The following is a 26,253-nucleotide window of genomic DNA, read 5'->3' as shown; positions in this document are numbered from 1 at the left end:
TTGATCAGCTATCTTCAGTGGCCAATGAAACATCGTATACACCCGCTGAACGGCTGGCATCGATAACCGCAGTAACCGTTTCGGTATTCGAAGCTTTATCAGCCTGAATAACCACGGCACCTTTAGGATTTTCCGCATGCATCCGCTCAACAACAGAGCGAACCGCACGCTTATCAACCCGGCGCTTATCAATCCATATTTCATTAGTTGCTGTTACAGCAATCAGAATATTTACATTCTCTTTCTTACTTGATGTTGACGCGTCAGGGCGATTCACCTCGACACCAGCTTCCTTAATAAAGGACGCCGTTACAATAAAGAAGATCAACATGATAAACACAACGTCGAGCATCGGCGTCAAGTCTATTTCAGAGGGATTATCCTCTGTTCCGGCTCTTTTATTCCTTCTCATGTTCGTTCTCTTAGTGATCTGTTGTCAGATGGTCTTCCAAAAGCTCGCTTTCACGGTCTGCAATACTCTTTACATAAGTATTGATAAAGACACCTGACAAAGCGGCAACCATACCCGCCATAGTCGGGATTGTTGCTTTTGAAACACCGCCAGCCATCGATTTCGCATCGCCACCACCAGTTACCGCCATGATGTTAAACACTTCAATCATACCGGTAACCGTGCCCAACAATCCCAGCAGTGGGCATAACGCCACCATAGTCTGGATCATCGGCAAACTCGCATTAATTTTAAGCGATACCTCAGATATCAACTTCTCGCGAACCTGCTTGGCATTCCAGGATTTGCGCTCCGCACGCTTTTCCCAAGAACCAATAGCACCATTGACGTCTTTCGACAGGCTAAATTTGTAATACCAAAGTCTTTCTAGAGCGAGCGTCCACATCAGGAAAGTTAGGCCGGCGATCGCCCAAAGTACGTCGCCGCCCGAATCCATGAATCTTCGGATAATCTCGATCCATTCATTCAGTAGGTACATCGCTTAATTCCCCGCGTGACCTTCCGTGTGTTCGGCAATGATGCCCGTAGTTTGCTGATCAAGAACATGGATAATCTTCTTGGCACGACCACTAACGAAGGTGTGCAGCAGAACTGTTGGGATCGCAACCACCAGACCAAGTACAGTCGTTACAAGTGCACCAGAGATACCGCCAGCCATTGCTTTCGGATCGCCTGCACCGAAGATAGTAATCGCCTGGAAGGTAATAATCATACCGGTTACTGTACCGAGTAGACCTAGTAGAGGCGCTACTGCAGCAATAATTTTCAGAAGGTTTAGAGAATTCTCTAAGCGTGGTGTTTCTTTCAAAATTGCTTCTGAAAGTTTCAGCTCAAGAGTCTCTGAATCCATGGTTGGATTATCTTCATGCACTTTCAACACACGACCAAGGCTGTTGTTGGTGTTTGCTTTTTTGCTTTTCAGCTGACTGTTCACTTTCATATCTTCGATAGAAAGAACAATTAAGCGCCAGAAAGCAATTAACATCGCCAAGGCACCAACTGCGGTAATCACATAACCAACCACACCACCTTGATGCCAGCGCTCGGTAAGAGTCGGGCTATCAATCAATGCAGCTAGATATGAACCACCAGTAGGGCCTGTAGGGTCAACACCAAACGGGCTCATGCCTGACGTGCTTTGCGCAAGGTCTTCAGCCCAGCTCATGTATGGACCACTTGGCTGACGAGACAAAATAGCAAGCGCACCAGTTTCAGGGATGTACTGCAAGTATTCGCCTTCAGTGTTAACCATGTTGAAAGTACCAACACGAACAACTTCTTGCTCGTTTGTCTCACCGCCAGCAGTTGTCACCGGAGTTTTGAACTTAACGATGCGACCAGATTCGGTCATTTCACGCTGAAGTTCAAACCAAACCCGCTCGATCTCTTCGATGCTTGGCAGCTCTTCTGCGCCAGACATTTTAGCGATTAGGTCATCGATGAATTGGTCACGTTTAGGAAACTGAACACTGATGATAGAAGACAAAAAGTTAGAACGAAGGTCGCCCGCTGTAGATGTTAGGTGACCAAACAATTCTGTCAGGGTACCTAGACGCTCTTTCAACTGACGTTGCTTTTCAGTGATAACTGTTTCGTTTTCTTCAAATGTTTTTTCTAGATCAGACGAACGCTTTTCTTCAGCAGCCAATGTGCGCTTAGCTTCATCAAGGGTTTTTTGCTGATCATAACGAGCGGCTGCAAAGCGTTGCTCGCGTTCTTTGTTTTCGCGAGCATCAGTTGCGTAGCCCTGCTTAACCATTTTCAATAGTTCGTCAAGCGACTTAGCGTCTTCGGCCATCGCCGGCATGGATGCAACGGCAATCGCACCGCTGAATGCCAACACAGCGGCCTTTAATAGATTACGTTTCATTATTTAGCAGCCTCCGGAGCCGGAATCGGGAGTTTCATGATATCGATAGAAGCCTGCTTGTTCGAAATCCGCAGACCCTTTTGGATAGCACCGCGGTAGTCACCAGAATCTAGCTCAACCCACTTGCGCTGATCTTGATCCCAAGCACCTGATTGCTCACCATCAGTTGTTTGATACATCAAACCGATACGACCAATACGCAGGAAGTTAACTTCACGGTCAGAACCGCCAACCGAAGCAACGCCTTTGTAGCTGTCAATTTTACGGCCGTACTCATTTTCAATTTTGTAGGCTTCGAGAACTTGACGGAATTTCTCTGCAATGGTGATATCCGAACGGTCCATATTGGCGCGCAGGAATTCAACACGCTCTTCGCGCTCTTCTTTATGGAATGGCACGTCAAGAGAAACAAACTGCTCAAGACCGTCAATCATACGAATCAACAGTGGAGTGATCTGGCGCTGAATGACAGTTGCGTCATCAACTGACTTACCCAGACTTGCTATACGGCGCAATTGGCCAGCAATCTGTTTTTCGAGACGAGCGTTGTAGACACGGAGACCGTCTACTTGCTTCATCACAGTTTTATAATCTTGTAGTAGATCACCAGTCTCAGCGGCCAAGCGATCAACTTTTACTTGAGATTGCTTTGCTGCCTTCGTTCTCTTGATACCAACATCAAGTACTGAGCTGACTGGGATAAGTGGTTTAGCTGGCGGTTGCGCTGCGGCAGGATCTTGCCCAGCAGTCTTATCAGCTGAGTAGGCCGGCGATCCGGCCAGCATACCAACAGCCACACTGACCGCCAGCGCGATTGTTTTCAATCGTTGCGTTTTCATGGGAATTGCTTTTCCTATTTGGGACGTTTAGTGAAAGCAGAGCTTATTATCTTCTGTCAGCCGTACGGCCAGTCGTAAGACCGTGCTTTCATACAGCGGGGCTTATTTTAATCATGTGCAAACATAAGAATCAACGACAAAACTAAATGTTTCGTAATATAAAATTTCTTGCTAATTATATGTGTTAAAGAGTTACAGTTTCGTGAAGAGTGGTAACACAGCGCGCCACTTAAGTAACGCTCAATAAGACAACAAAAACAGCGAGACCGAAAGCAGGAATATTCGCGACCATTTATAAAACAACTTATTTCGCTTACACACGCCGCCAAGTGACAAAGCAAAATCCGGGCGACACCTCGGGCGTTACTGGGTAACACTCGCGCGAGACCTCTTCCCACTCATTTAGTTCAATTTCTGGGAACCAAGCGTCACCATCTAACTCAACATCAACCTCTGTGACGTACATCTGATCGACCTCTGGCAGCGCTTGCCGATAGATCGTCTCACCACCTATGATAAACACCTCGTCAAGCCCCCTTGACAGGGCCTCGCGACGAGCCAAAGCGAGCGCATCATCAACAGTAGCAACAACTTCCGCGCCAGCGGCGACGTAATCCTCCTGGCGACTAACAACAATATTACTGCGCCCCGGCAAAGGCCGACCAATCGACTCCCAAGTCTTCCGGCCCATAATGATCGGCTTGGACATGGTGGTCGCTTTAAAATGCTTTAAGTCGGCGGGCAAATGCCACGGTAATTGATTATTTACACCGATAACTCGGTTTTTTGCCATGGCAACAATAAGTGAAACGGTAACCACCTCTACTCCTCGTGTTATATCGCAATCGGCGCTTTTATAGCGGGATAGGGATCATACCCCTCGAAATCAAAGTCCTCCGCGGTGTATTCAAAAATAGATGCGGCGCGCCGCTTGATAATTAATTGAGGCAGTGGCCTTGGCTGACGTCGCAACTGCTCCTCAACAATCTCATCGGTAAGATGGTTCTGGTAGAGATGGCAATCACCAAAGGTATGAACAAAATCACCCACCTCTAAATCGCACTGCTGAGCGATCATATGCGTTAGCAAAGCATAGCTTGCAATGTTAAACGGCACGCCTAGAAACAGATCTGCACTTCGCTGATATAGCTGACAAGACAAGCGCCCATTGGCAACGTAAAACTGAAACAGGGTATGACAAGGTGGCAGTGCAGCCTTACCCCGTCGGGCATTTTCCTGAGGACTCAAAGACTCATCGGGCAAATCGGCGGGATTCCACGCATTAACCAATAGACGACGAGAATCTGGTTTGCGACGGATCATATCCACCACTTCACTGATCTGATCGATGGTCGAACCATCTGGACAAGCCCAGCTTCGCCACTGCTTGCCATAAATTGGACCAAGATCACCATTCTCAAGCGCCCACTCATCCCAAATGGAGACACCGCGTTCGCGCAGCCAATTATTATCGCAACTGCCCTGTAAAAACCAAATTAGCTCATTAATAATACTGCGCAAATGTACTTTCTTCGTGGTTAACAGGGGAAAACCCTGCCTTAAATCAAAGCGCAATTGCCGACCAAACACCGAACGCGTACCTACTCCCGTGCGGTCACCCTTGTCAGTGCCCGTGTCACGTACGTCGCGCAACAAATCCAAATACTGCTGCATCTTACTTCCTCTGTTTTATGCTAGGCCGTGTGTAAGCCCAAATAAACAAACCACCGCCAATCAAAATCATGGGCAATGATAGCTCTTGCCCGCGCGTCATCCACCCGAGCACATCAAAACCGATATGCTGATCTGGCTCGCGCACAAACTCCACAAGGAATCGGAAACATCCGTAGCACAATAGAAACAAAGACCCCGCTGCATAGGGCGGCCGTTGCCTGCGGGTAAACCAAAAAATGATAATAAATAACACCACCCCTTCAAGTGCGAACTGGTATAGCTGCGACGGGTGGCGAGGCAATTGCAAGGGATCTCGCGGGAACAACATACCCCAAGGCTGATCAGTAGGACGGCCCCACAACTCTTGACCAATAAAATTACCAATACGTCCCAGTCCGAGACCTATCGGCGCCAACGGCGCGATAAAATCCCATAGCGATACGACCGGCACTTTTATCTTACGAGCGTATAAAGCAACGGCGACGATCACCCCAAGCAGCCCACCATGAAATGCCATTCCGCCTTCCCACACACGGAACAACCACAGAGGGTCCTGTAAAAACTGCGGAAAATTATAAAAAATGACGTAGCCAAATCGACCACCGACAATTACCCCAACGGCACCGTAAAAGATTAAATCCTCTACCTGAGCCTCGTTCAGTGGACTCCAAGGCTGTTTAGTTCGGCTTTTAGCAATAAACCACGCAGCTGCAAAGCCAACCAAATACATTAGCCCGTACCAATGTACCGCCAGTGGCCCGATGCTAATCGCCACCGGATCAAAATCAGGATGTCTCAACATGCCTTAAAGCGCTCCCCATATAAACTGACCGCCCACCAGGAGCAGAAACATCGCAAAACTTTGTTTTAAACGCTTAGCCGAAAGACGCTGAGCCAAGAGCGCGCCGAATTTTGCACACGGCGCGCTCAACAAAGCTATACCAATAAATGCCGGCAAGTAGATAAACCCAAAACTGTATTCAGGTAAATCGGCTTGACCAAAACCAGCGACCATATTACTAGCCGAGCCAACAACTGCAATTGGCAATCCACAAGCCGCTGACGTTGCCACCGCCGCCTGCATACGCACATTACACCAACTTAAATACGGTACGGTTAAGGAACCACCACCAATACCAAACATGGCCGAAAAATATCCAATGCCAGTCCCTGCCGCGGCCAGGCCTATTGCTTTAGGCAGCTGCCGTGACGCCGATGGCAGCCTACCAAAACCCATGTACGCTGCAATAACAATACTAAAAATACCGAAGGCTAATTTCAAAACTTGGCCCGGCAAAGAGGCCGCGGTTGCGACGCCAAACACGACACCCAAAGCAATACCCGGCGCCAAGGAGCGCCAACACGACCAATCGATGTTACCTAGCTGATGGTGTGTACGCACTGAACTCAGCGAAGTCACCACAATAGTTGCCAAGGAGGTACCTACCGCCAACTGCATGGTAACCTCTGGCGCAACCGACAAAAAACTAAAACAAACAACCAGCGCAGGCACGATAACCAAACCACCGCCCACCCCAAACAAACCCGCAGCGACCCCGGCGACAGCGCCAACGGCCAAGTAAACCAATAAAATCATGCCACTGACGCCCTCGGCAAAGCTGCTATTATGACGACCAATAACCGTAAACAACAGCGAATGGATTGATGTGCTTAATATTAATAAGCTGGCAAAATGACCCCAAGCAGCCTTTAACTGTCGCAGCAAACCGCGATGAGTTTTTTCAGCGCCCCACCCTAGCAACAGAATTCTGGCCCGAGCACCCTCAAATACTGGCTGGCAAGGACTTAGAGTTTGGCGGCAGTTGGCTTGGTATTAGCCGCAACGGACACTTCGCGGCAGTGACCAATCTAAGAGAGGAAGCCGCGACGGGGGAGCGAAGTCGAGGCGATTTAGTCAAAAATTTCCTACTTAGCTCGCAAACAAGTACCGAATTCGTCGCCCAGTTAGACGCAGAGAAACAGCAATATCGGCCATTCAATTTTATTGCCTGCGACGGCGAAACACTTAGCTACATAAATAATGTCGAATCTGGCTGGCGAGTGTTACCAGCGGGTATTCACGCCATTGGTAATATTCTCTTAAGCGCCGAAAATGAAAAAACAAAAAAAGGCCGCAATGACATGCGCACCACATTGGCAGCGGGCGCAGAATACAAAACCCTACTTACTATGCTTCAAGACAAAACACCGACCGACAACCTCGACGAAGAGCTTTATCGCGCACTATCCTGCCGTTTTGTCAGTTATGACAGCTACGGCACCCGCTCAAGTAGTATTGTTACGCTGAGCGAGCGCGGAAAGTGGGACTTCTGGGAACAACAATATACAGATGGCACCGCCCAAGAAGGCACGATTAAACATTTCAGCTTTATGACCGACTAGCCATACCCAAGCCTGTGCTCAGGCACCGATTGGTTGAAGCAGACGTTCCATTCCAATATCAATCATCATTTTCCGCAACAAGGCTTTCACTTCGTCGGAGGTATCAACCAGCATCGTGCTCTCTAACAAAGCCTGGAGATCCTCAAAGCGGCAGCTGCGAACAACCGCTTTCACCCTGAGTAGGCTATTGTCATTCATCGACAGCATGTCATAGCCCATCGCCATCAATAAAAGTACCGCTGCCGGGTCACCGGCGAGCTCGCCACAAATCCCCACCGGTTTGCCCTCGGCGTGAGCGGCATCCACAACCTGCTGCAAACTATTCAACACTGCAGGATGATAAGCATGATACAAGTCTGCAACACGGGTATTGTTGCGATCCACCGCCAACAGATATTGGGTTAAATCGTTCGACCCCACCGACAAAAAATCTACCCGCCGCGCTAATTGTCGGGCCTGATATACGGCCGCAGGCACCTCAACCATCACGCCGATGGGCGGCAAGGTGATATCCCAGCCGTCTTCTATCAGCTCGTCGTAGGCCCGTCGCACAAGCTCAAGTGCTTCGTCCACTTCCTGCACATTACTAATCATCGGCAACATAATGCGCAGATTATTGAGGCCCTCACTTGCCTTTAGCATCGCCCGCACCTGCACCAGAAAAATCTCTGGGTGATCGAGCGTAACGCGAATTCCACGCCAGCCTAAGAAAGGATTTTCTTCTTCGATAGGGAAATACGGCAGCGCTTTATCACCACCAATGTCTAGGGTACGCATCGTCACCGGCAGAGGTGCGAACGCGATTAATTGCTCACGATAAATCGCGCGCTGTTCTTCTTCGCTAGGAAAGCGTTCGCGAAGCAAAAACGGAATTTCGGTACGATACAGCCCTACACCTTCCGCACCGCGATCCAATGAACGCGCCACATCAGCCATCAAGCCCGTATTCACCCAAAGCGGCATACGATGACCATCAAGGGTTTCGCTAGGCAAATCGCGCAAGGCCTCAAGCCCCTGGGTTAGGACCTGATCTTCTTCCGACACCGAACGAAAATGTTCGTACACTTCCACAGACGGGTTGTAATGCACATACCCTGAGTAGCCATCCACAATAAGGTTGGCATTCTCAATTTGGGTATAGGGTAAATCACTGGCCCCCATCACCGTGGGAATACCCATCGCCCGCGCCAAAATAGCAACATGCGAGTTACTTGAGCCGCGCACCGACACCATGCCCACCAACTTTTCTCTGGGCACCTCACCGAGCATAGAAGCCGTCAGTTCCTCGCCAACCAAAATCGTTTTTTCAGGATACTCGGCTGGCTCAGCGTCGCTCGATTGCAAATACGCGAGCACACGCCTACCTAAATCTTTGATATCCGTCGCCCGCTCTTTGAAATAAGCATCTTCCATCATTTCAAAGGTACGGATATGACTAGACATAACCTGACTCAATGCACCTTGAGCCCACTCACCATCATTGATTTTCTTAATGACTTCCGCCGCCCACGAGCCATCATCAATAATGCGCAGATACACATCGAATAAAGCATGTTCATCGGCGGGCAACTGGGTGAGTAATTTTTCGCTCAGGGCACGAATATCTGTTCGCACGGCGTTTAATGCCGCGTCGAATGCCTGCAGCTCTAGTTGCGGATCGTCACTTTGGCGACGAGGAATAGAGTGTAAATCAGCGGCAGGAGCAACAATCACCGCGCGCCCAATCGCCACCCCAGTCGCGCCAGCAATACCTTTAAACGACGCCGTCGCGCCAACTGCATTCTGCGAGGTTGTAATTGAACCAGTGGCACGTGCATGGGCAATAACGCCGGCCAGCTGCGCCGACATGGTGACCAAGAAGGCCTCTTCGTTTTCATCGAAACGACGGCTGTCTTTCTGCTGCACAACAAGCACACCCATTACTGTGCGCTGATGGATAATTGGTGCACCCAAAAAGGAATGATATTGTTCTTCGCCGATCCCCGGCAAATATAAGAAATTGGGATGTTTTTCCGCGTGATCAAGGTTAACCGGTTCTTCGCGACGCGCGACCTGACCAACCAAACCTTCGTCTGGACTAATGCTTATTTTACCAATGAGCTCGGGATTTAAACCCTGGTTCGCCATAAAGATGAGCCGACCCGTCTCGGGATCGCGCAAATAAACGGTGCAAACCTCAGTACCCATAACCTCGGCAATACGGCTGACAATAATGTCTAAGGCTGCCTGTAGGTTGCCCGCAGCATTAACTGCCTGAACAATACTTCGCAGCGCTTCGAGCATCATAGCAATTCACCACTCACCGCATCTTTCACCAAGCGAGCATGCCGAGGCGCCAATTCTTTCATGGCACGTCGATAAACTTCACGTTTAAAAGCCACAACCTCACCCAATGGATACCAATAACTTACCCACTGCCAATGATCAAATTCCGCCTTATCACCACAGTCAAAGCTAATCTTACTGTCATCGGTTTTCATTTGGAGTAAAAACCACTTCTGCTTCTGACCTATGCAAAGTGGCTTATTGTCACGCCGAATCAATCGCTGTGGCAGGCGATATCGCAACCAACCGCGGGTACACGCAAGAAGACTCACGTCGTCTTCACGCAGCCCAACCTCTTCGTAGAGTTCTCGGTATAGCGCAGCCTCAGGAGACTCACCTTCGTGAATTCCGCCCTGGGGAAACTGCCACGCACTTTGACCGACACGGCGCGCCCACAACACTTGACCATGCTCATTTGCAAGCACAATGCCAACGTTGGGACGAAAACCATCCGAGTCAATCACTACATCACCTATTGTTTTGATTTTATGTCTGTTTTCTATTGTTCCACAAATTCCCGACACTGGGAATTCACTCTACCACCAAGTCCGCATAAAGATGAAAAAGCCCTCATCAAAGGCTATGCTATGCCGCCTTAGCAAACCGCATTTCTGGAGACACGCATGGCCCTCGCAATCTTTGATTTAGACAACACCTTGCTGGCCGGTGATAGCGACCACGCGTGGGGCGAGTTTCTAGTCGCCAAAGGCATCGTGAATAGCGATGAGTTTAAAGCTAAAAACGACGAATTCTACCAACAATACCAGCAGGGCGGCCTCGACATAGATGCCTACCTGCGCTTTGCCTTAAGCCCCTTGAGCAAATACAACAGCGACGAACTAGCAGGCATGCACGCAGCATTTATGGCCGAGTACATTGCACCACTGCGACTCCCGAAGGCCGACGCTCTTCTCCAGCAGCACCGCGACGCCGGCGACTTCGTTATGATAATCACCGCCACAAACAGCTTCGTCACCAGACCGATAGCCCACGCATTGGGCGTAAAAACACTGCTAGCTAGCGAAGGGGAAATTATTGACGGCCGCTACACTGGCAATCCCAGCGGTATACCTTGTTTTCAAAGCGGCAAAGTGACTCGACTGCAAAACTGGTTAACCGAAACCGATCACTCTCTCGAAGGCAGTTACTTTTACAGCGATTCTCACAACGACCTGCCACTGTTAAAGGTCGTTGACAACCCCATCGCAGTCGACCCAGATGATACATTAAAAGCCAACGCTATTGAGGCCGGCTGGCCAGTCATTAGCCTTCGCGATTAAATTAATAAATGCCGCACATAAAAAAGCCCGGTCAATGCCGGGCTTTTTTATGAACTAGCTGCGGATATTATTCGTCGCACTGCTCGTCATAGGCTTCTGCGTCAAGCAGGTTATCCAACTCACTCAGGTCAGTGGGCTGAATACGGAAAAACCAACCATCACTGTAGGGATATTCATTTACTGTCTCAGGACTTTCATCCAAAGCGTCGTTTACTTCAATTATTTCACCTGACACCGGCGCATAAATATCGGATGCGGCTTTAACAGACTCTACAACAGCCGCTTCATCGCCCTGTGAATACTCAGAACCGACCTCTGGCAATTCGATAAAAACCACGTCACCTAGTGCATTTTGCGCGTGGTAACTAATGCCAACTGTCACTGTGCCGTCTGACTCGAGGCGCGCCCACTCGTGGCTTGTGGCATATTTTAATTCGCTTGGGGTATTGCTCATTGAAGGCCGTCCTCTGCTGACGATACGTTAGATGTGCGCATTTTAACGCCGCGAACAACAAATACAAAGTGCTCAATGACTAGTTCGACGGATACTTATTATCACAGGAATCAATCCTGCGGCAACTAGCGCTAATGCGGGTAGTGCCGCCAGCTGCCAATGCCCCTCCGCGGTCATCTCATAAATCCGCACCGCCAAGGTATCCCAACCATAGGGACGAAGCAGCAGTGTGGCGGGCATTTCTTTCATTACATCGACAAACACCAACACCATCGCAGTAAGCAGACCGGGCCGCAACATTGGTAAATAAATGCGCCAGACTAATTCAGTACCATGGGCGCCCAAGGTGCGAGCCGCCTCGGGCAAGCTCGGGCGGATACGTTCAAGAGACGACTCCAATGGCCCACTAGCGACCGCCAAGAATCGAATCCAGTAGGCCGCCAATAAGGTTAAAATTGAACCGAGCAACACCGGCGCTGGCGACATGCCAAACCACTTCTGAATGGGGATAAAAAGCTGATTATCAATAAAGGTAAAGGACAGCATAATACCCACCGCCAATACCGAACCCGGCAAAGCATAACCAAGCTGGGCCATGCTAAAAAAACCACCGCGCTTTACTTGGCGGCGATTGAACGCCAGCACCATCGCCAAGAACACCGTGATCAGCGCCGCAAAACCAGCCAATAACAAAGTGTGCTGTAGCAACTCAAAAAATCGCTGAGTTAACTGCGCGGCACCTTCAGCTACCGCCCATTGAATTAATTGCAACACGGGCAACACAAAGGCCAACACCAAGACCAGCGAACAAATCCCAGTCATTGCCCACGCCTTCATTGGCTTCAATGGGAATCGATAGCGATGCTGTAAACGACCACCCTGCACAAACCGGCGACCACCACGAGAATGACGCTCGGCAAACACGGTTATCGCCACAAACAATAACAGTATCGATGCCAGCTGCGCCGCCGCCTGAATATTAAAAAAGCCAAACCACGCTTTATAGATAGCCGTCGTAAAGGTGTCATAATTAAATACCGCAACGGTGCCAAAATCCGCCAAGGTTTCCATCATCGCCAAGCTCACCCCAGCAATGATCGCTGGGCGCGCCATAGGCAGTGCAACGCGGTAAAATGCCTGCCAAGGACTGCACCCTAGCGCCCGCGCCACTTCGGTAGTATCGCTACTTTGGGAGAGGAAGGCACTGCGTGCCAACATATAAACGTAGGGATATAAAACTAGGGAAAAAACGACAATAACCGTAAAGGCATTACGGACATCCATGCTGCCGTATTCTTGCCCAAACTGCAGCCTCAAAAAACTCTGAAATGGGCCGCCGAAATCAAATATGCCAAGAATCACAAACGCCATAACATAGGCAGGTACCGCCATGGGCAACATGAGTAGCCACTCAAACCAGCCTCTGCCGGGGAAGTCACACATCACGGTGAACCACGCCAAGCCGATACCCAACACACTAACCAACAAGCCAACCCCGACTAATAACACCAAGGTATTAAATAATAGGCTTCCTAGCTGGGTCGCGATCAAATGTTGCCAGACATCGGTCTGCGCAGAAGACCAACTCATCACCACCACTAAAATAGGCGCCAATACACCGAGCACGGCGGCAATACCAACCAGCCGCAGAACCCACAAGCCCGCCCTCGACTGGCCCGGCCCGATATGCGAAACGATTGGCGCTGCGACTGGCACCTAGCGGTATCCCACTCTATCCATCAATCTGATCGCATCACCCTGCAGTCTGCCCGCCTCGCTCAAGGGCATGGTGTCTGCGCGAAAACGCCCCCACTGCTCTATCAATTCAGACGGTGCAGTTTTGTCATTAACAGGGTATTCCTGATTCAAATGCGCGAAGTCGTATTGCGCTGTCGGCCCAGACAGCCATTCCAACAAACGCATCGCATTCTCTTTGTGCTTGCTGGCTTTAGTAATACCGGCACCGGAAATATTGACATGCACACCACGCCCAGCTGCGCCCTCACCGGTCTGATTCGCCCAGAAAAGACCCACCGGCAAATCTGGGTTCTCCTCCAACATACGCGCCAGATAGTAGGTATTCACCAAGCCGACATCGCACTGACCAGCATCAATGGCCTCAACCACTTTGACGTCATTGGCGAACGGCGAGACCGCTAAATTATTAACCCAGCCGCTTACCACTTCCTCAGCTTTTTCTGCACCCAAGGCCACAATCAAACTGGCAACAAGAGACTGGTTATACACTTTTTTAGAGGTTCGCAGACACAGGCGACCATTCCATTGCGGGCCAGCAAGATCTTCATATCCCGCCAACTCTTCTGGCTTAACACGGTCAGTCGCGTACACGATCGTGCGCGCACGAATAGATACCCCATACCAACGCCCCTGCTCATCGCGCAGCGCAGGTGGAATATTGGTATTCAAAACCTCAGATTTCACCGGCGCCAAAATACCCATATCAGCGGCATGCCATAAATTGCCGGCATCAACAGTAATCAACATATCAGCTGGGGAGTTTTCACCTTCGGCTTTCAAACGAGCCAGCAACGGCCCCGCCTCGTCGGTGACATAGCGAATGGTAATACCGGTTTCCTTGGTAAAGTCATCGAATATGGGTTTAATCAGCTGCTCGATCCGTGAGCTATAAATCACCAATTCTGGCCCATCTGGCTGGGATGGCTCACTTTTGCCACAGGCGCCTAGAACGATAGTTGCTGCAATGATCAGCGCGATTTTTCGCATCATCCAAGCCTCTCAGGAGAAATTCGGGCGTAGATGATAATTATTATCATTAAACTTCTCAATGCATTCCGCACTATAATCGAAATTAATGTCCCGATCGGCACGAAGCTCGCCGCGCAAAATAAGGGGTTAAACGAAAAATTTACTGCGGCTTATCCGACAAGCCCATTGCCTTTGCAATGATCTGCCGCTTCAAGGGCAGCGCAGAATCCAGCCAGCGCATCCCGGTGTTACGCAGCAATCGCAGGGGCATGGCAGGGGTTTCAAACAAATGCTGGAAGCCTTCCATCATCGCCATCATCGCTAAGTTTCCGCCTTTTCGCCGACGCTGATAGCGGCTAAGCACCGCAGTATCAGAGAGCGCCAACCCGCGATCGCAAGCGCGGCGACATTCTTCAGCCAACACCATCGCATCTTGAAAACCAAGATTAATGCCCTGCCCCGCAAGAGGGTGAATGGTGTGCGCGGCGTCGCCCAATAACACCACGCCATCACACACATAATCCGCCGCATGACGCTGGCGCAGCGGAAAACTAAAGCGCCGACTGCAGGCCACAACCGCACCTAAGCGATGTTCAAACTTGGCTCCCAGCTCGCGACAAAAATCGTCATCGTCCAACAACATCAATTGCTCTGCGATTTCCGGTTTTACCGACCACACAATGGAACAATAACGCTGCTCATCGGCGTTATCCGGCAAAGGTAAAAAGGCCAACGGCCCCTCGGGTAAAAATCGCTGCCACGCGGTTTTGCCGTGCGGACGCTCGGTCTCTACCGTGGCGACAATGGCGTGATGATGATAATCCCATTCACGGGTCACAAAACCCGCCCAATCACGCACCTTTGAATTTGCGCCATCGGCCGCAACCACAACAGGGCTGCGCACAATTTTGCCACCGGCAAGCTGCAGGCTAATCAAACCTTGGTGCCGACTCATGGTGTCTACTGGCGTACCGAAGTAACACTTAACGCGGCCATTTTCCCGCAGATTATTGATCAACGACGCATTAATTAAGCGATTTTCAACAATATGACCAAGAGCGGCGCGCTTCACCTCGCTAGCCGCAAAATGAATACGCCCGGTGCCCTCACCGTCCCACACGTCCATATCGGTATAAGCACAGGCGCGACGACTTGCGATATCAGACCACGCGCCAACGCCTTCCAAGAATGACCGCGAGGCTTCGGTCAAGGCACTTACTCGCGCGTCGTAATCGAACACGCTTTCATCAATTGGCGGCCAACCTTCGCGCACTGCCTGCGCCTCCACTAAGGCGACCTTAAGAGGCAAATCTGCCACAGCTAAAGCGAGCGCCGCGCCGGCCAAACCAGCGCCAACTATCACCAAATCAAAATCAGCAACATTCTCTGCCGACATTACAATTACTCCGCTGCCGCACCGGGCAAAATACCCGCTGCTCTTGCCACAAACTGTGATTTTGCCGGCGGGGTTATATCCAGCATAGACAGACCGAGGTTTCTGAGAAGACTCAACACCGGCTTCCGGTTACTAAAAATCCCCGTCAGCTGGTCTGAAAAGGTCGTCGTGACGAACTGGTCGCCGCGCTGGCTACTGGTGTATTTCTGCAGTAAAGCTAAGTCACCAAGATTATCACCACGGCGGTGAGCACCCGCCACTAAACGGCTCAAACACTCCACGTCGCGCAGCGCCAAATTAAAACCCTGACCAGCCACGGGATGCAAGGAATGCGCAGCATTACCCAGCACGGCGACTTGGCCACGCACCTGCTCTTCAGCCTGCATCAAGCGCAATGGAAAGGCGCCGCGCTGACCAACTTTGCGCAAGCGCCCCAAACGATAACCAAAATTACGCTGCAGCTCAGCTAAAAATTCCTCATCAGACCACGCAGCCACTTCGTCAGCCATTGCCTCTGGAAAAGTCCACACAAGGGCAGAACGCGACATGCCGGATTCATCGGCTAATAATGGCAACAGAGCCAGAGGCCCTCTTTCGGTGAAACGCTCAAAAGCGCAACCATCATGATGTTTCTCTGTGGCAACATTGGCAATCACCGCGACCTGATGATAATCATCAATACTGGCGCCAATACCTAACTGACTGCGCAGGCCCGAGTCGGCTCCATCAGCAATCGCCACCAACTGGGTCGTCACCTCCTTCACGGCATCGCCTTCCCGCACACTCAAGCTTGCATAGCCTTGAAAAACGGACACTGACTCAACGGAGGCCGGTGACAAGAACTCGACTTTAGTATTTTTGCGGAGCTGACTAAGTAACACATTCCCAAGCCAGGCATTTTCAACAACATAGCCCAAGGCAGGCCAGCCCTGGCTAGCGGCATTCATTAATACACTGCCAAAATGACCGCGATCAGAAACATGAACCTGAGAAATCGCACAAATATGCTCTGTAAGCAGCGGCCACATCGCCAGCTCTTCATAGATTTGTGCGCTGCCGAATGACAGCGCAGTGGAACGTGCATCAAAGCTCGGCCGATACGCAGGCTTTTCGTCGCTGAGCGGCGGCAGGGGGAAATTTTCAACAACCAACACCCGTAAACCGGCACAACTAAAGCGATCTAAGCACAGGGCCAAACTGGCCCCAACCATACCGCCGCCAGCAATAACGACGTCGTAATCAGTGTGCGGCAAGACACGCCTCCGCCATTAATGCTTCAATCTCGTCGGCTTCTTTGGGCACACCAGCCGTCAATACCTCGCAGCCGCTTTTAGTCACCGCCACATCATCTTCGATACGAATGCCAATGCCACGCCATTTTGCATCCACATCCATATTGTCCGGCGCCACATAAATACCAGGCTCCACCGTGAGCACCATGCCCTCTTCAAGTACTCGCCACTCACCACCCACTTTATAGTCACCAACATCGTGCACATCCATGCCCAACCAATGACCGGCACGGTGCATATAAAAGGGACGATAAGCCTCGGCAGTAATCAACGCATCTACCTCGCCACTTAGAAGCCCCAGTTTCACTAGCCCCTCAGTGATTACACGCACGGTTTCATCGTGGGGCTGATTCCAATGATTGCCGGGCTTCACTACCGCAATAGCGGCTTTTTGAGCATCGAGAACGACCTCATATAAAGCCCGCTGTTCGGCGGAGAAACGACCGTTAGCAGGGAAGGTTCTAGTTATATCTGCGGCGTAGTAATTCAATTCGCAACCGGCATCGATCAACACCAAATCGCCGTCGCGGGTTTCGCAGCTATTTTCAACATAGTGCAAGATGCAGCCATTTTTACCAGCCCCCACAATCGTACTGTAGGCCGGAAAGCGCGCACCATTGCGGCCAAATTCATGAAGAATTTCCGCTTCAAGCTGATACTCATACACGCCGGGGCGGCATGTGCGCATTGCGCGGGCATGCGCCTCGGCAGAAATTTCTCCGGCGCGACGCATCAGCTTTAATTCAGCGGCAGATTTGTACAAACGTAGATCATGTAAATGGTGATCTAAATCTAAAAACTCACCGGGAGGCTGGGCGCCAGTGCGAACTTTAGAGCGGATCACATTAACCCACTGCATAACCTGCTGATCAAACTCACTGTGACGGCCCATCGCGTAATACACACGTTGGCGCCCCTCTAGCAGCCCCGGCAAAATGTCGTCGATATCGCTAATCGGAAAGGCATCGTCGGCGCCGAAATTTGTGCATGCGCCTTCCGGGCCAGCGCGGTATCCAGTCCATAGCTCCATCGTGGGGTCGCGGTCGCGACAGAACATCACACACTCACCCGCCGCGCGGCCCGGCAATAAAGCCAATACGGCATCGGGCTCGTCAAAACCAGTTAGGTAATAAAAGTCGCTATCCTGTCGGAAGGCATATTCCGAATCGCGATTGCGAGTGACCATTTTGGCAGAAGGTATAACCGCAATGCTGTCTGGCTCCATGAGAGCCATCAAATTTTTACGGCGACGGGCAAATTCCTGCTTACTAATCGTCATGCTTTTCTCAATACCTATATGAAGCTGGCGCAAACGCCAAGGTGGTTAGTCGCAAAAGCTTATCACAAGCGCAGCCAGACTTAGTGACGGCTACGAATGTAAATCAATGTAAACGTGGCGCATTACCAGAGTCGTCGGCGTCTTCGGCGCCGCCATTACATTCAATAAAAATAGTCATGGCCGCCACGCGAACATACTCGCAGACCGCAAAATAATCCTGCTCGCCATCTTCATCAGTTTGCTCATCGGCAGATACCTGCGCGATAGCGGCAATATCACTAATCGCCTCGGACAAATCGGCAGAATAGGCCTTTTGCTTGTCCACACTCTGCTGCTTGCCAGCCATCGCAAAGCCGGTTAAATAACCTTGGCACCACTGCCCCAAGCTCGATATACGTTGATCTAAATCGAACTCATCATCAGGTAGCAGTAAATCTAAACTCATTTCACCAGATTCCATACCATCTAGCGCAGAGGTGTAAACCGCATATAACGCCTGACTTTGCTCTGGATCGGGAGTCTCACAATCCAGCAAATCGATGCAGTGTTTGAGCCAGCCATCAGCCTCGAGGCGTCCGCCTACCGAGACGAATCCAGCGGCGTAGCCATGCAACTCAGCGGGGGGCTGCAAAGCACCTAGGCTCAAAAACAAATTGGCGAGATCATCGTGCTCTAAACTGGCGGTCATTTATACAATTCCATAACGACATCATTGGCCGGCAATGGTAGCGCCGCAGCCGGATAAAATCGAATGTCAAAGCAATAGATTTATGAATACCTATGCATGACCACTATAAAAACCCCACGCCTCCGCCGGAAATACGGCAAAAGTACTTTAATAACGGCGCTTTATACCCATGAATCGCCCATTAAACGAACTTTTCGCACTATAAGCCGCGCGCAGACAACGCTAACAACGGACAAAAGCGCAATCCTGTTACGGTGTTATTTAATTACATTGACCCACCCGCAGCGCCCGCTCTACTATTATCCGATATCTTTCTACAAACGGACGCAATCTAAAAATGGATCAGCGACAGTTGCAACTTTTGGAACGAAAAGTGGACGAAATTGTCCAGTTGTGCGAGCAATTAGACAAAGAAAATCGCGCTTTAAAAGCGGACGCACTTCACTGGCGTTCTGAACGCGAACAACTGATCGAAAAAACAGATATTGCCCGTGCAAAAGTTGAGTCCATGATTCAGCGCCTGCGCGCGCTGGAGAAAGAGTCGTGAGCACTAACACCGTCACTTTAAAAATATTAGACAAAGAATATCAGGTCGCCTGTCCGCCCGAAGAGCAAACTGCCTTAATGCAGGCTGGGCAATTTTTAGATCAAAAAATGCGCGGCATTCGCACCTCCGGCAAGGTTATTGGCCTAGAGCGCATCGCCGTCATGGCGGCACTAAATATCAGCTATGAAATGCTGCAAGCCAAACAAAACGCCACGCCAACAGAAGCAGAAACCCAAACCGTCAACCGCATCAGCGACAAAGTTGAACAAACTTTACAGCGCTGTCGTCAGTTAGATATTAGTTAGTGTAAACAAGCACATCCCCTTATAAGCCCACCCTATTATTAGGCCGGGCCAAACGGTATACTTTGTTACACCCTGGGATATTAGCTAGGCTGCTTAGACCCCTGAGCCGATGCTTTTTACCCCGGAGGACTCTAGCCGAGATTGGTGTGCATGTCCGCTTGTCGGAAAGCCTAAAAATCTTGCGGGGAACTCCACCTTGAACCGCTGGGTTCAAGGGCCACGTAGCCGGCGGTATCTTGGGGCCTTTTTCACCCTCTTTTGTAATTCATCTATATTTCAAACCATCACACTTTCTTTGTGTCGGCGCTATACTGCCCGTATGAATTCCACCTTGAAATCTAAATTACGACGCGAGCTTCGTGCGCGACGCCAAAACCTTAGCTCGAAACAGCAAACTGTCGCCGCAAAGCTAATTATGCATCGCCTGATCCGACTCGCTGCTTTTCGCAAGGCTCGCCATATTGCCGCATATATCGCAAGCGACGGCGAGATATCGCCTGCACCACTTTTACGTTACGCCAATCTAGGCGCAAAGCGCTGCTATCTGCCGAAAATATCGCAATCAGCCGCAAGTAATAAGATGGCGTTCTACCCCTACCACCACCGCCAACCTCTTAGTCCAAACCAATACGGCATTGGCGAACCCACAGGCTTACGGCGGCAACCACACCCGGCGCGCAAGCTAGACATTGTGCTTTTACCATTAACCGGATTTGATAAGAACGGACGACGCCTCGGCATGGGCGGCGGATACTACGACCGCGCTTTCGCGTTCAAACGAAATAATAAAACGCGCAAACCCATCATGATTGGCCTAGCCCACCACTGCCAAGAAGTGAACTCCTTACCGAGTGATGACTGGGATATTCCCCTCGATTTTATTGTGACAGATCGGCAAGTAATAAAAGCAAAAAGACGATAGGTGGGGCTCTAGTAATTCAAAAATCATCATCAATACTGTCCTTCTCAGGGGCGAGAATACTTTAGTATCGCGTCATACCGCGCTACGCCAGGGGCAGCCAAAAAGGTGCGGAGTTTTGGCTATCCAGCCGCGTCTTTCAGCGGCAACTGCGCGTACTTGTTATGCATTATCTGTAAATCTCTCGCTTAGTGGCTTTTACTTCGTGATAAGAAGTGAAAATTTTGCACTGCATCTCAGCTCTCCCAGCAGGATTACACTTCATAGTCACTTCTCCCTGCCTGTTTCCATTTCTGCACAAGCCACCGAGTCCTTTTAAAGTGATCTCCTCCGAAGAATCCAGCGCAACTGTTGCAGGCTGAGTACACCGAGTAAGTGGCACACCCACATCGTCATTTGAAAATAGTGTAGAGATACTGCCGAAATCATGGTTAACGCAGACTGTAACAACGTTGTGGTAGTCCTCAATCTCGGCATCCCAGCAGCCAACTATGTCAGACGACTGCTCTCCTCCAAAGGAATAGGCTGAAAATAAAAACGCCAAAATTACGAGTAGTCTCATATTTTCGCTCCGACCCCAAAATGCATAACGCCGCCAACACGGGCCGAGCGAAGCGAGGTCCAGCCCGCGTATTTTGCGGGCGCTGTGCTTGGCCTTGTTATGCATTTAGTTTCTGTTATAGCCGAATTCACCTCTGGAGAGTAAGACCTCTTTCCAATAACTCTCTCGGGAAATTATCTCAGAATCATCAGTTTTCATCGGGCGATACTCTAAAAGAGAAAATCTGAAGTTCTGACGAGCATATTCCTTACCTTTAGATTTTATTAGTTTTGTAAGCTCGTCATTATGACCATGACCGTTACCAATGTAGCAAGACCAACGTGACCAGATTCCATCAACACCATAAGCCGAACCAACGTACTTTTTTCCATTGCTTTTGTCCATTATGAGATACACTCCTTTTACACTATAGAGTGCAGCTCTCCAATCTGGCTTGGAAGTGAGAAAAATATTTTCGAGAACATGGAAATCATGGTTGATATGCTCGTAACCACAAAATAATGCGCCTGTGTATTCTTCGCGCAGTATTTCTGACACTCGAAATTCTTCAAGATAGTTTTCAAGTTTTCTCGATTTAGCTCTACCTGACCTTTTCCAACTTAATTTAAGTCTACCGATATATGGAGCAAACTGATCGGTTAAAGAAATTTTGTAACCACGCCCTCTTGTCAGGTTTAGCCGCTCGACGACTTCATATACTCCACCAAACAACCACTCATTAGACTCATGGTAGTAGTCCATAAGGCTAAAAATAAATTGCCTATTAAAGTCATCCTTTTCACTGCGCCAAGAGTTCCAGCCTTTCCATTCCTCTCGGTCTCTCACAAATACTTCCAAGGGCTGAACTTTTCCATTCCACGTTGCCAGATGAATCTTATAATTCTTAGGATCGTCAAAATTCAAAATATCGTTTAAGTTGATGTCCATGATTTCCTTATGCATAACGCTCTGCTAAACAGCGAGTGAACTTGTACCTCTATGGTGCCTGAAAATATTCAGTCCACTAAAGCGGTACAAGTTCAGAAAACCATTCCGACAACATGCGTTTTTTTATATTCACTTATCCATTGCTGCTTTTTGGTTGGCTTCAATTTTTTTGTTTAATTCTTTACCTGCTTTTATCATCTCAGGCGTTAGCTCTTCCCGAATTAATTGAAAGTGCCTAGCTTGGATAATTGCTAAAGACATTGATCTTGAAATAACGAAATCATCAGAGTTGTCTAATATCTTAGCCTTGGCTTCTTCAAGGCTATTATTTTTAACATCTCTTTGAATTACCCATAAGAAAAGATCGGTTACTTGTAATCCATAGGATATCTTTGAAGATTCTAATTTGAATTCTCCCAGGTCGTATTCGACTTCTTTAAATTGTGGGATGCCACCGAATTTATCTTCTTCAAAATCAACACCAAAAAATATGCGGTGATACTCTCGCATCGTTCCTTTGAACTCATCGCTCTGATCATGAATAAACTCAGAAACTGATACGCCATACTCATTGCAAAACTTATGCGTGGCAGTTAATAAACTAGAAAAAGCAATTATATTTGGTGTCTGTTTTTTATATGCGCTTTTACCTTTAGCTGATATTAGCGTGAAGATATCGGGATTATTTATCGCGTAGCTTAGCCCTGCCGTGACAACTTCACATGCTCTTTTATCGAAAATATATGGAGCTTTTTCCAGCAAGGCTTTACATATATTAATTAAGCCATCCAGATCGTCTTTTAAATAACAGCTCCAAAACTCAACGTCTAAACCGTCTTCCATCATGTCGTCTATTAATATACATAGTGTGTGTCTGAATAGTTCAGTTGTGTACCAGAAAGGATGGACTGCGGGGTTATCCCAACAATCAAAGACAGTATCAACGAATTTTGTAGGTGCTATATACCTTTTTTGAAGTGTTGTGTAATGAAATCTCCATTGAGTACCATCTAAAGCTTCCAACAACTCTAAGCAAAGGCTATTTACTTTCTCTTCTCCAAGCTCGTAACCATGCAATCTTTCCAGTCCATTATCAGTGCAATATTTTTGAATTATTGGTGCGACTTTGGTTTCGATTTCACCAACGGATATTACAGCGCCTTGATAATAAATAGGTGACTTTTCATTAAAAATATCTTTGCCTGAATGTCCTGACTCATCGGCATATATAAAAGCACCTTCTTTATCTTTGCTCATATCTATCCTTAATGTGACCATGTTGGCCTGTGAATATAACGCCTACCGCAGCGGCAGACAGAACGGAGCACCTTTTGTGCTAATGTTTGAGCGCCAGCGAGTAGCACAAAAGGTGTGAAGTTTTGGCGACTGCCGGTTTTTGTTATGCGCCCTGATCACTTTTTGATAAATTTCCGTTGTATTTAACATTTACATTTCCCAAGTGAAAGCATTCCTTTACAAACTGCCCTAGCTTGCAATTGAAAACACAATAAACATCTATTGCCGATGCGTTTCCTGATTTTGACATTCTATCTATCACTATGGCTTTAGATCCATCTATTCCATCAGAAATATAGAGATCATAAATTTGTCCAGCTTTTATGACGGATTTTTTGAGGTGTTTATTTTTTATAGTCACTCCACTGAAGTTTAAATCAAACTCTGCTCGATCTAGCTCGATTTCAAATGGAGTCATATTTATTATTTGAAGATAAATATCAAAAGAAGAGGTTTCACCCAAGCAAACTCTTACCGAGTCACCTCTCGGCCTTACATCAATATATACCAGCTCTGATAAACGGCTTTTTGTAAATATGTGTTTCAAAATTAAAGGCGGAATCCACCTAAACCATTTCCATATTTCAATTAGGGATGTTAATTCCATGATTCTCTCTTAATGCGCATAACAGCAAATTCAAATGCGTTCCGCTTTATAACTCGTGTACACGGCGAAACGAAGGTTTGAGGTGATTAAGCAGGATAATTCTATTTAAATCAGGAGGATAATAAGTCTGAAATGATTTTTCCATTTGTGTGCATCCTGCATTCGATGTGGAATCCCTTAGCCATGAGCATAATCGCTTATCAACAAAAATCAATTACTTAAGTGAATTCCGCCAATATTAGTGAGCGCCATGCAGCTGAATACGAGTTTAACCGCTATTGAGACGAAGCCGCCTTCAAAAATACGGCATACAAAAAAATGGCTCTCACATGGAGAGCTATTCTCATCAACACCTTAAGACCTTGGATAAACCCTTATCTGCGGCAAACCCTATACCACGCCCGCGCTAACTCAAGAAAAGCTGATACGCTGGATTGTCGGTTTCTTCGTGGTAGGGGTAAGCCAATTTATCTAGGAATGCCTCTATCTCCACCCGCTCTTTTTTGTCTGCCTGCAGACCAACCAAAACGCGACCATAAGCCGCACCGTGATTGCGATAGTGGAATAAAGAGATATTCCAGCGATTGCCCAGCTTAGTTAAAAAGTTCATTAAGGCGCCCGGGCGTTCGGGGAATTCAAAGCGGTAAAGCAATTCATTTTTCACTGCCGCTGGACGATGCCCGCCAACCATGTGACGAATATGCAGCTTAGCCATTTCGTTGTCGGTAAAATCCGCCACTGGGTAATCCATTTTTTGCAGTGTATCGACAAGCTCCTGCCTATCACCACCCCCTGCCGCCACCGAAATACCGACGAAGATTTGCGCGTCACGGTCGTCACCAAAGCGATAATTAAACTCGGTGATATTACGACGGCCTAAAGCGCCGCAAAACTTTTTAAAGCTGCCGGGACGTTCTGGAATAGTCACACTTAAGATCGCCTCGCGCTTTTCGCCAATTTCGGTGCGCTCGGCAATGTAGCGCAGCCGGTCGAAATTTGTGTTAGCGCCACTGTCTATCGCCAACAAGGTTTGGCCAGTGCAATCATTTTCTTGAACGTATTTTTTCAGTCCAGCTAGCGCTAATGCGCCGGCTGGTTCTGCAATGGAGCGGGTATCGTCGAAGATATCCTTTATCGCTGCGCAGATTTCATCGGTATTTGCTGTAATCACGCCATCAATTGTTTTGCGTAAGACGCGGAAGGTTTCCTTACCTATTTGGGCAACCGCAACGCCGTCGGCAAATAAACCCACTTCCGGCAAAATGGCCCTACGCCCTTTTTCCAGTGCCAATTTAAGACAGGCAGCGTCTTCCGGCTCTACCGCAATCACTTTGACTTCGGGGCGCACATATTTGATATAAGCAGCAACACCCGCGGCCAAACCACCACCACCCACGGGTACAAATACCGCGTCTAAAGGCCCGGTAACCTGACGAAGAATTTCCATGCCCACGGTGCCTTGGCCAGCAATAACCTCTGGATCGTCGTAGGGGTGGACGTAAACCATGCCTTTTTCTTCGACTAATTTTTTAGCGTAAGTCGACGCCTCGTCGTATGTATCGCCGTGCAATACCACTTTGCCACCGCGAGAGCGCACCGCATCGACTTTAATTGCCGGAGTTGTTCTTGGCATCACAATGGTGGCCCGAACACCGAGTTTAAGTGCAGCCAGGGCTAAACCTTGAGCGTGATTACCCGCCGAGGCCGCAACAACACCTTTGCTGCGCTCGTCTTCGGTGAGACTAATCATCTTGTTATAAGCACCGCGCAGCTTGAATGAAAATACCGGCTGCAAATCTTCTCGCTTTAACAAAACCTCATTGTCCAGGCGCTTGCTCATCAGCGACATACGGTCAACAGGCGACTCTATAGCAACGTCATAAACGCGAGCTTTGAGGATTTTTTTGATGTAACTCTGTGGCATGACTCTGTACGGCCTCCATTGCTACGCTAAAACAGCGCTAAAATTCAGCTGGCCAGTCTACCGCGTATGCGGCCAAAGCGCAGCAAGACGACGAACATGTGAAGCGTCCTTATATAAGCTGGTGCTTTAGCCCGAGCTTATATAAGGACACTTCACTAGCTACCGCCGCCGCAACCACAACCGCGCCACTCGGCCATGTCAGCCAGTGCCATCAATTCTTCCGCTGGGGAATCACCCAGCTCAAACGCTTTCTTATGAGACTCCCCCTCGCTAGACACTAACCACGCTAGATCCTCAGCAATCGCGAGCCGCTTGAATTCGTCAAACCATGCCTCGTAGCTTTTATAATTTGAATTCATACCCTATTCCCATGCCTAAAGGGCAGTTAAACAAGCACGGAGCAAGACAGTCGCTCGCAATTACTGCTCGTGAATTTTATACTTGCCCGCAAATCCCGCCAACAGCGT

28 protein-coding genes and 1 other RNA gene are annotated in these 26,253 nt (G+C 48.9%); 6 read left to right on the top strand and 23 right to left on the bottom strand.

Translation table 11 applies throughout. From position 1 onward, the window contains the following. Nucleotides 1-4: 4 nt before the first annotated feature. From O9X78_RS05675 to O9X78_RS05640, 8 genes are all read right to left on the bottom strand, one after another. The gene (locus O9X78_RS05675; RefSeq protein ID WP_269618644.1) at nucleotides 5-412 is read right to left on the bottom strand and encodes an ExbD/TolR family protein; all 408 of its coding nucleotides are present in this window, start codon (nucleotides 410-412) and stop codon (nucleotides 5-7) included. Nucleotides 413-422: 10 nt separating this feature from the next. Next, complete coding sequence (locus tag O9X78_RS05670; RefSeq protein ID WP_269618643.1) at nucleotides 423-950, bottom strand: MotA/TolQ/ExbB proton channel family protein; 528 nt, start codon at nucleotides 948-950, stop codon at nucleotides 423-425. Nucleotides 951-953: 3 nt separating this feature from the next. Then, entirely contained in the window at nucleotides 954-2,342 is a 1,389-nt protein-coding gene (locus O9X78_RS05665) for a MotA/TolQ/ExbB proton channel family protein (protein ID WP_269618642.1), read from the bottom strand. Beyond that, entirely contained in the window at nucleotides 2,342-3,181 is an 840-nt protein-coding gene (locus tag O9X78_RS05660; RefSeq protein WP_269618641.1) for a DUF3450 domain-containing protein, read from the bottom strand. The genes O9X78_RS05665 and O9X78_RS05660 overlap by 1 nt, the downstream gene beginning before the upstream one ends. A 313-nt stretch (nucleotides 3,182-3,494) precedes the next feature. Then, a complete protein-coding gene (locus O9X78_RS05655) occupies nucleotides 3,495-4,001 on the bottom strand; it encodes a dihydrofolate reductase (protein WP_269618640.1) in 507 nt (168 codons plus the stop codon). A gap of 14 nt (nucleotides 4,002-4,015) precedes the next feature. Continuing rightward, on the bottom strand, nucleotides 4,016-4,855 hold the full coding sequence (locus O9X78_RS05650) for a thymidylate synthase (RefSeq protein WP_269618639.1): 840 nt from the start codon (nucleotides 4,853-4,855) through the stop codon (nucleotides 4,016-4,018). Between the two features lies 1 nt (nucleotide 4,856). Then, the gene (lgt, locus tag O9X78_RS05645; RefSeq protein WP_269618638.1) at nucleotides 4,857-5,657 is read right to left on the bottom strand and encodes a prolipoprotein diacylglyceryl transferase; all 801 of its coding nucleotides are present in this window, start codon (nucleotides 5,655-5,657) and stop codon (nucleotides 4,857-4,859) included. Nucleotides 5,658-5,660: 3 nt separating this feature from the next. Then, nucleotides 5,661-6,452: a sulfite exporter TauE/SafE family protein gene (locus tag O9X78_RS05640; RefSeq protein WP_269618637.1), complete on the bottom strand. Its 792-nt coding sequence runs from the start codon at nucleotides 6,450-6,452 to the stop codon at nucleotides 5,661-5,663. Nucleotides 6,453-6,520: 68 nt separating this feature from the next. On the opposite strand from O9X78_RS05640, the gene O9X78_RS05635 reads away from it, so the two are divergent. Continuing rightward, complete coding sequence (locus O9X78_RS05635) at nucleotides 6,521-7,258, top strand: NRDE family protein (protein ID WP_269618636.1); 738 nt, start codon at nucleotides 6,521-6,523, stop codon at nucleotides 7,256-7,258. An 18-nt stretch (nucleotides 7,259-7,276) separates the two neighbouring features. Here O9X78_RS05635 and ptsP read toward each other — a convergent pair whose 3' ends face one another. Both ptsP and rppH read right to left on the bottom strand, forming a co-directional pair. Beyond that, nucleotides 7,277-9,541: a phosphoenolpyruvate--protein phosphotransferase gene (ptsP, locus tag O9X78_RS05630; RefSeq protein ID WP_269618741.1), complete on the bottom strand. Its 2,265-nt coding sequence runs from the start codon at nucleotides 9,539-9,541 to the stop codon at nucleotides 7,277-7,279. Further along, nucleotides 9,541-10,047, bottom strand: a complete 507-nt coding sequence (rppH, locus tag O9X78_RS05625; RefSeq protein WP_269618635.1) for an RNA pyrophosphohydrolase — start codon at nucleotides 10,045-10,047, stop codon at nucleotides 9,541-9,543. Before rppH ends, ptsP begins: the two co-directional genes overlap by 1 nt. Before the next feature lie 159 nt (nucleotides 10,048-10,206). Between rppH and O9X78_RS05620 the strand changes: the two genes are divergently transcribed. Continuing rightward, entirely contained in the window at nucleotides 10,207-10,863 is a 657-nt protein-coding gene (locus O9X78_RS05620) for a histidinol-phosphatase (protein ID WP_269618634.1), read from the top strand. Between the two features lie 67 nt (nucleotides 10,864-10,930). On the opposite strand, the gene gcvH is transcribed toward O9X78_RS05620, so the two are convergent. The 7 genes from gcvH to O9X78_RS05585 all read right to left on the bottom strand — a co-directional run bounded on the left by gcvH (nucleotide 10,931) and on the right by O9X78_RS05585 (nucleotide 18,699). After that, on the bottom strand, nucleotides 10,931-11,317 hold the full coding sequence (gcvH, locus tag O9X78_RS05615; RefSeq protein WP_269618633.1) for a glycine cleavage system protein GcvH: 387 nt from the start codon (nucleotides 11,315-11,317) through the stop codon (nucleotides 10,931-10,933). 72 nt (nucleotides 11,318-11,389) lie between these two features. Next, nucleotides 11,390-13,033: an ABC transporter permease gene (locus O9X78_RS05610; protein ID WP_269618632.1), complete on the bottom strand. Its 1,644-nt coding sequence runs from the start codon at nucleotides 13,031-13,033 to the stop codon at nucleotides 11,390-11,392. Then, nucleotides 13,034-14,065 carry an extracellular solute-binding protein gene (locus O9X78_RS05605; protein WP_269618631.1) on the bottom strand — a complete coding sequence of 344 codons (1,032 nt, stop codon included), beginning with the start codon at nucleotides 14,063-14,065 and terminating at the stop codon, nucleotides 13,034-13,036. A 139-nt stretch (nucleotides 14,066-14,204) separates the two neighbouring features. Then, complete coding sequence (locus O9X78_RS05600) at nucleotides 14,205-15,440, bottom strand: UbiH/UbiF/VisC/COQ6 family ubiquinone biosynthesis hydroxylase (RefSeq protein ID WP_269618630.1); 1,236 nt, start codon at nucleotides 15,438-15,440, stop codon at nucleotides 14,205-14,207. Nucleotides 15,441-15,445: 5 nt separating this feature from the next. After that, nucleotides 15,446-16,693, bottom strand: a complete 1,248-nt coding sequence (gene ubiH / locus O9X78_RS05595) for a 2-octaprenyl-6-methoxyphenyl hydroxylase (RefSeq protein WP_269618629.1) — start codon at nucleotides 16,691-16,693, stop codon at nucleotides 15,446-15,448. Then, on the bottom strand, nucleotides 16,680-18,011 hold the full coding sequence (pepP, locus tag O9X78_RS05590; protein WP_269618628.1) for a Xaa-Pro aminopeptidase: 1,332 nt from the start codon (nucleotides 18,009-18,011) through the stop codon (nucleotides 16,680-16,682). The genes ubiH and pepP overlap by 14 nt, the downstream gene beginning before the upstream one ends. A 103-nt stretch (nucleotides 18,012-18,114) precedes the next feature. After that, nucleotides 18,115-18,699 carry a UPF0149 family protein gene (locus O9X78_RS05585; RefSeq protein ID WP_269618627.1) on the bottom strand — a complete coding sequence of 195 codons (585 nt, stop codon included), beginning with the start codon at nucleotides 18,697-18,699 and terminating at the stop codon, nucleotides 18,115-18,117. Nucleotides 18,700-19,072: 373 nt separating this feature from the next. Here O9X78_RS05585 and O9X78_RS05580 point away from each other — a divergent pair, with 373 nt between their 5' ends. The 4 genes from O9X78_RS05580 to O9X78_RS05565 all read left to right on the top strand — a co-directional run bounded on the left by O9X78_RS05580 (nucleotide 19,073) and on the right by O9X78_RS05565 (nucleotide 20,473). Beyond that, the gene (locus tag O9X78_RS05580) at nucleotides 19,073-19,246 is read left to right on the top strand and encodes a TIGR02449 family protein (protein ID WP_269618626.1); all 174 of its coding nucleotides are present in this window, start codon (nucleotides 19,073-19,075) and stop codon (nucleotides 19,244-19,246) included. Beyond that, the gene (locus tag O9X78_RS05575) at nucleotides 19,243-19,551 is read left to right on the top strand and encodes a cell division protein ZapA (protein ID WP_103683104.1); all 309 of its coding nucleotides are present in this window, start codon (nucleotides 19,243-19,245) and stop codon (nucleotides 19,549-19,551) included. Before O9X78_RS05580 ends, O9X78_RS05575 begins: the two co-directional genes overlap by 4 nt. Before the next feature lie 66 nt (nucleotides 19,552-19,617). Continuing rightward, nucleotides 19,618-19,798, top strand: a non-coding RNA gene (ssrS, locus tag O9X78_RS05570) — 6S RNA. Nucleotides 19,799-19,882: 84 nt separating this feature from the next. After that, a complete protein-coding gene (locus tag O9X78_RS05565) occupies nucleotides 19,883-20,473 on the top strand; it encodes a 5-formyltetrahydrofolate cyclo-ligase (RefSeq protein WP_269618625.1) in 591 nt (196 codons plus the stop codon). Between the two features lie 166 nt (nucleotides 20,474-20,639). On the opposite strand, the gene O9X78_RS05560 is transcribed toward O9X78_RS05565, so the two are convergent. The 6 genes from O9X78_RS05560 to O9X78_RS05535 form a co-directional block, all read right to left on the bottom strand. After that, nucleotides 20,640-21,032: a hypothetical protein gene (locus O9X78_RS05560; RefSeq protein WP_269618624.1), complete on the bottom strand. Its 393-nt coding sequence runs from the start codon at nucleotides 21,030-21,032 to the stop codon at nucleotides 20,640-20,642. Between the two features lie 105 nt (nucleotides 21,033-21,137). Then, nucleotides 21,138-21,974 (bottom strand): GIY-YIG nuclease family protein, encoded by an 837-nt coding sequence (locus O9X78_RS05555; protein ID WP_269618623.1) that lies wholly within the window; start codon nucleotides 21,972-21,974, stop codon nucleotides 21,138-21,140. Between the two features lie 114 nt (nucleotides 21,975-22,088). Next, nucleotides 22,089-23,216, bottom strand: coding sequence for a DUF3800 domain-containing protein (locus O9X78_RS05550; RefSeq protein WP_269618622.1), 1,128 nt, complete (start codon nucleotides 23,214-23,216; stop codon nucleotides 22,089-22,091). A 142-nt stretch (nucleotides 23,217-23,358) separates the two neighbouring features. After that, nucleotides 23,359-23,862, bottom strand: a complete 504-nt coding sequence (locus O9X78_RS05545; protein ID WP_269618621.1) for a hypothetical protein — start codon at nucleotides 23,860-23,862, stop codon at nucleotides 23,359-23,361. Nucleotides 23,863-24,268: 406 nt separating this feature from the next. After that, on the bottom strand, nucleotides 24,269-25,786 hold the full coding sequence (gene ilvA, locus O9X78_RS05540; protein ID WP_269618620.1) for a threonine ammonia-lyase, biosynthetic: 1,518 nt from the start codon (nucleotides 25,784-25,786) through the stop codon (nucleotides 24,269-24,271). Between the two features lie 155 nt (nucleotides 25,787-25,941). Next, complete coding sequence (locus O9X78_RS05535) at nucleotides 25,942-26,145, bottom strand: hypothetical protein (RefSeq protein WP_269618619.1); 204 nt, start codon at nucleotides 26,143-26,145, stop codon at nucleotides 25,942-25,944. Nucleotides 26,146-26,253: the final 108 nt, after the last annotated feature.

The sequence above is a fragment of the Zhongshania aquatica genome, from assembly GCF_027257955.1.
Taxonomy (GTDB): domain Bacteria; phylum Pseudomonadota; class Gammaproteobacteria; order Pseudomonadales; family Spongiibacteraceae; genus Spongiibacter; species Spongiibacter aquatica.
This window is presented reverse-complemented; position numbering and strand designations above follow the sequence as displayed.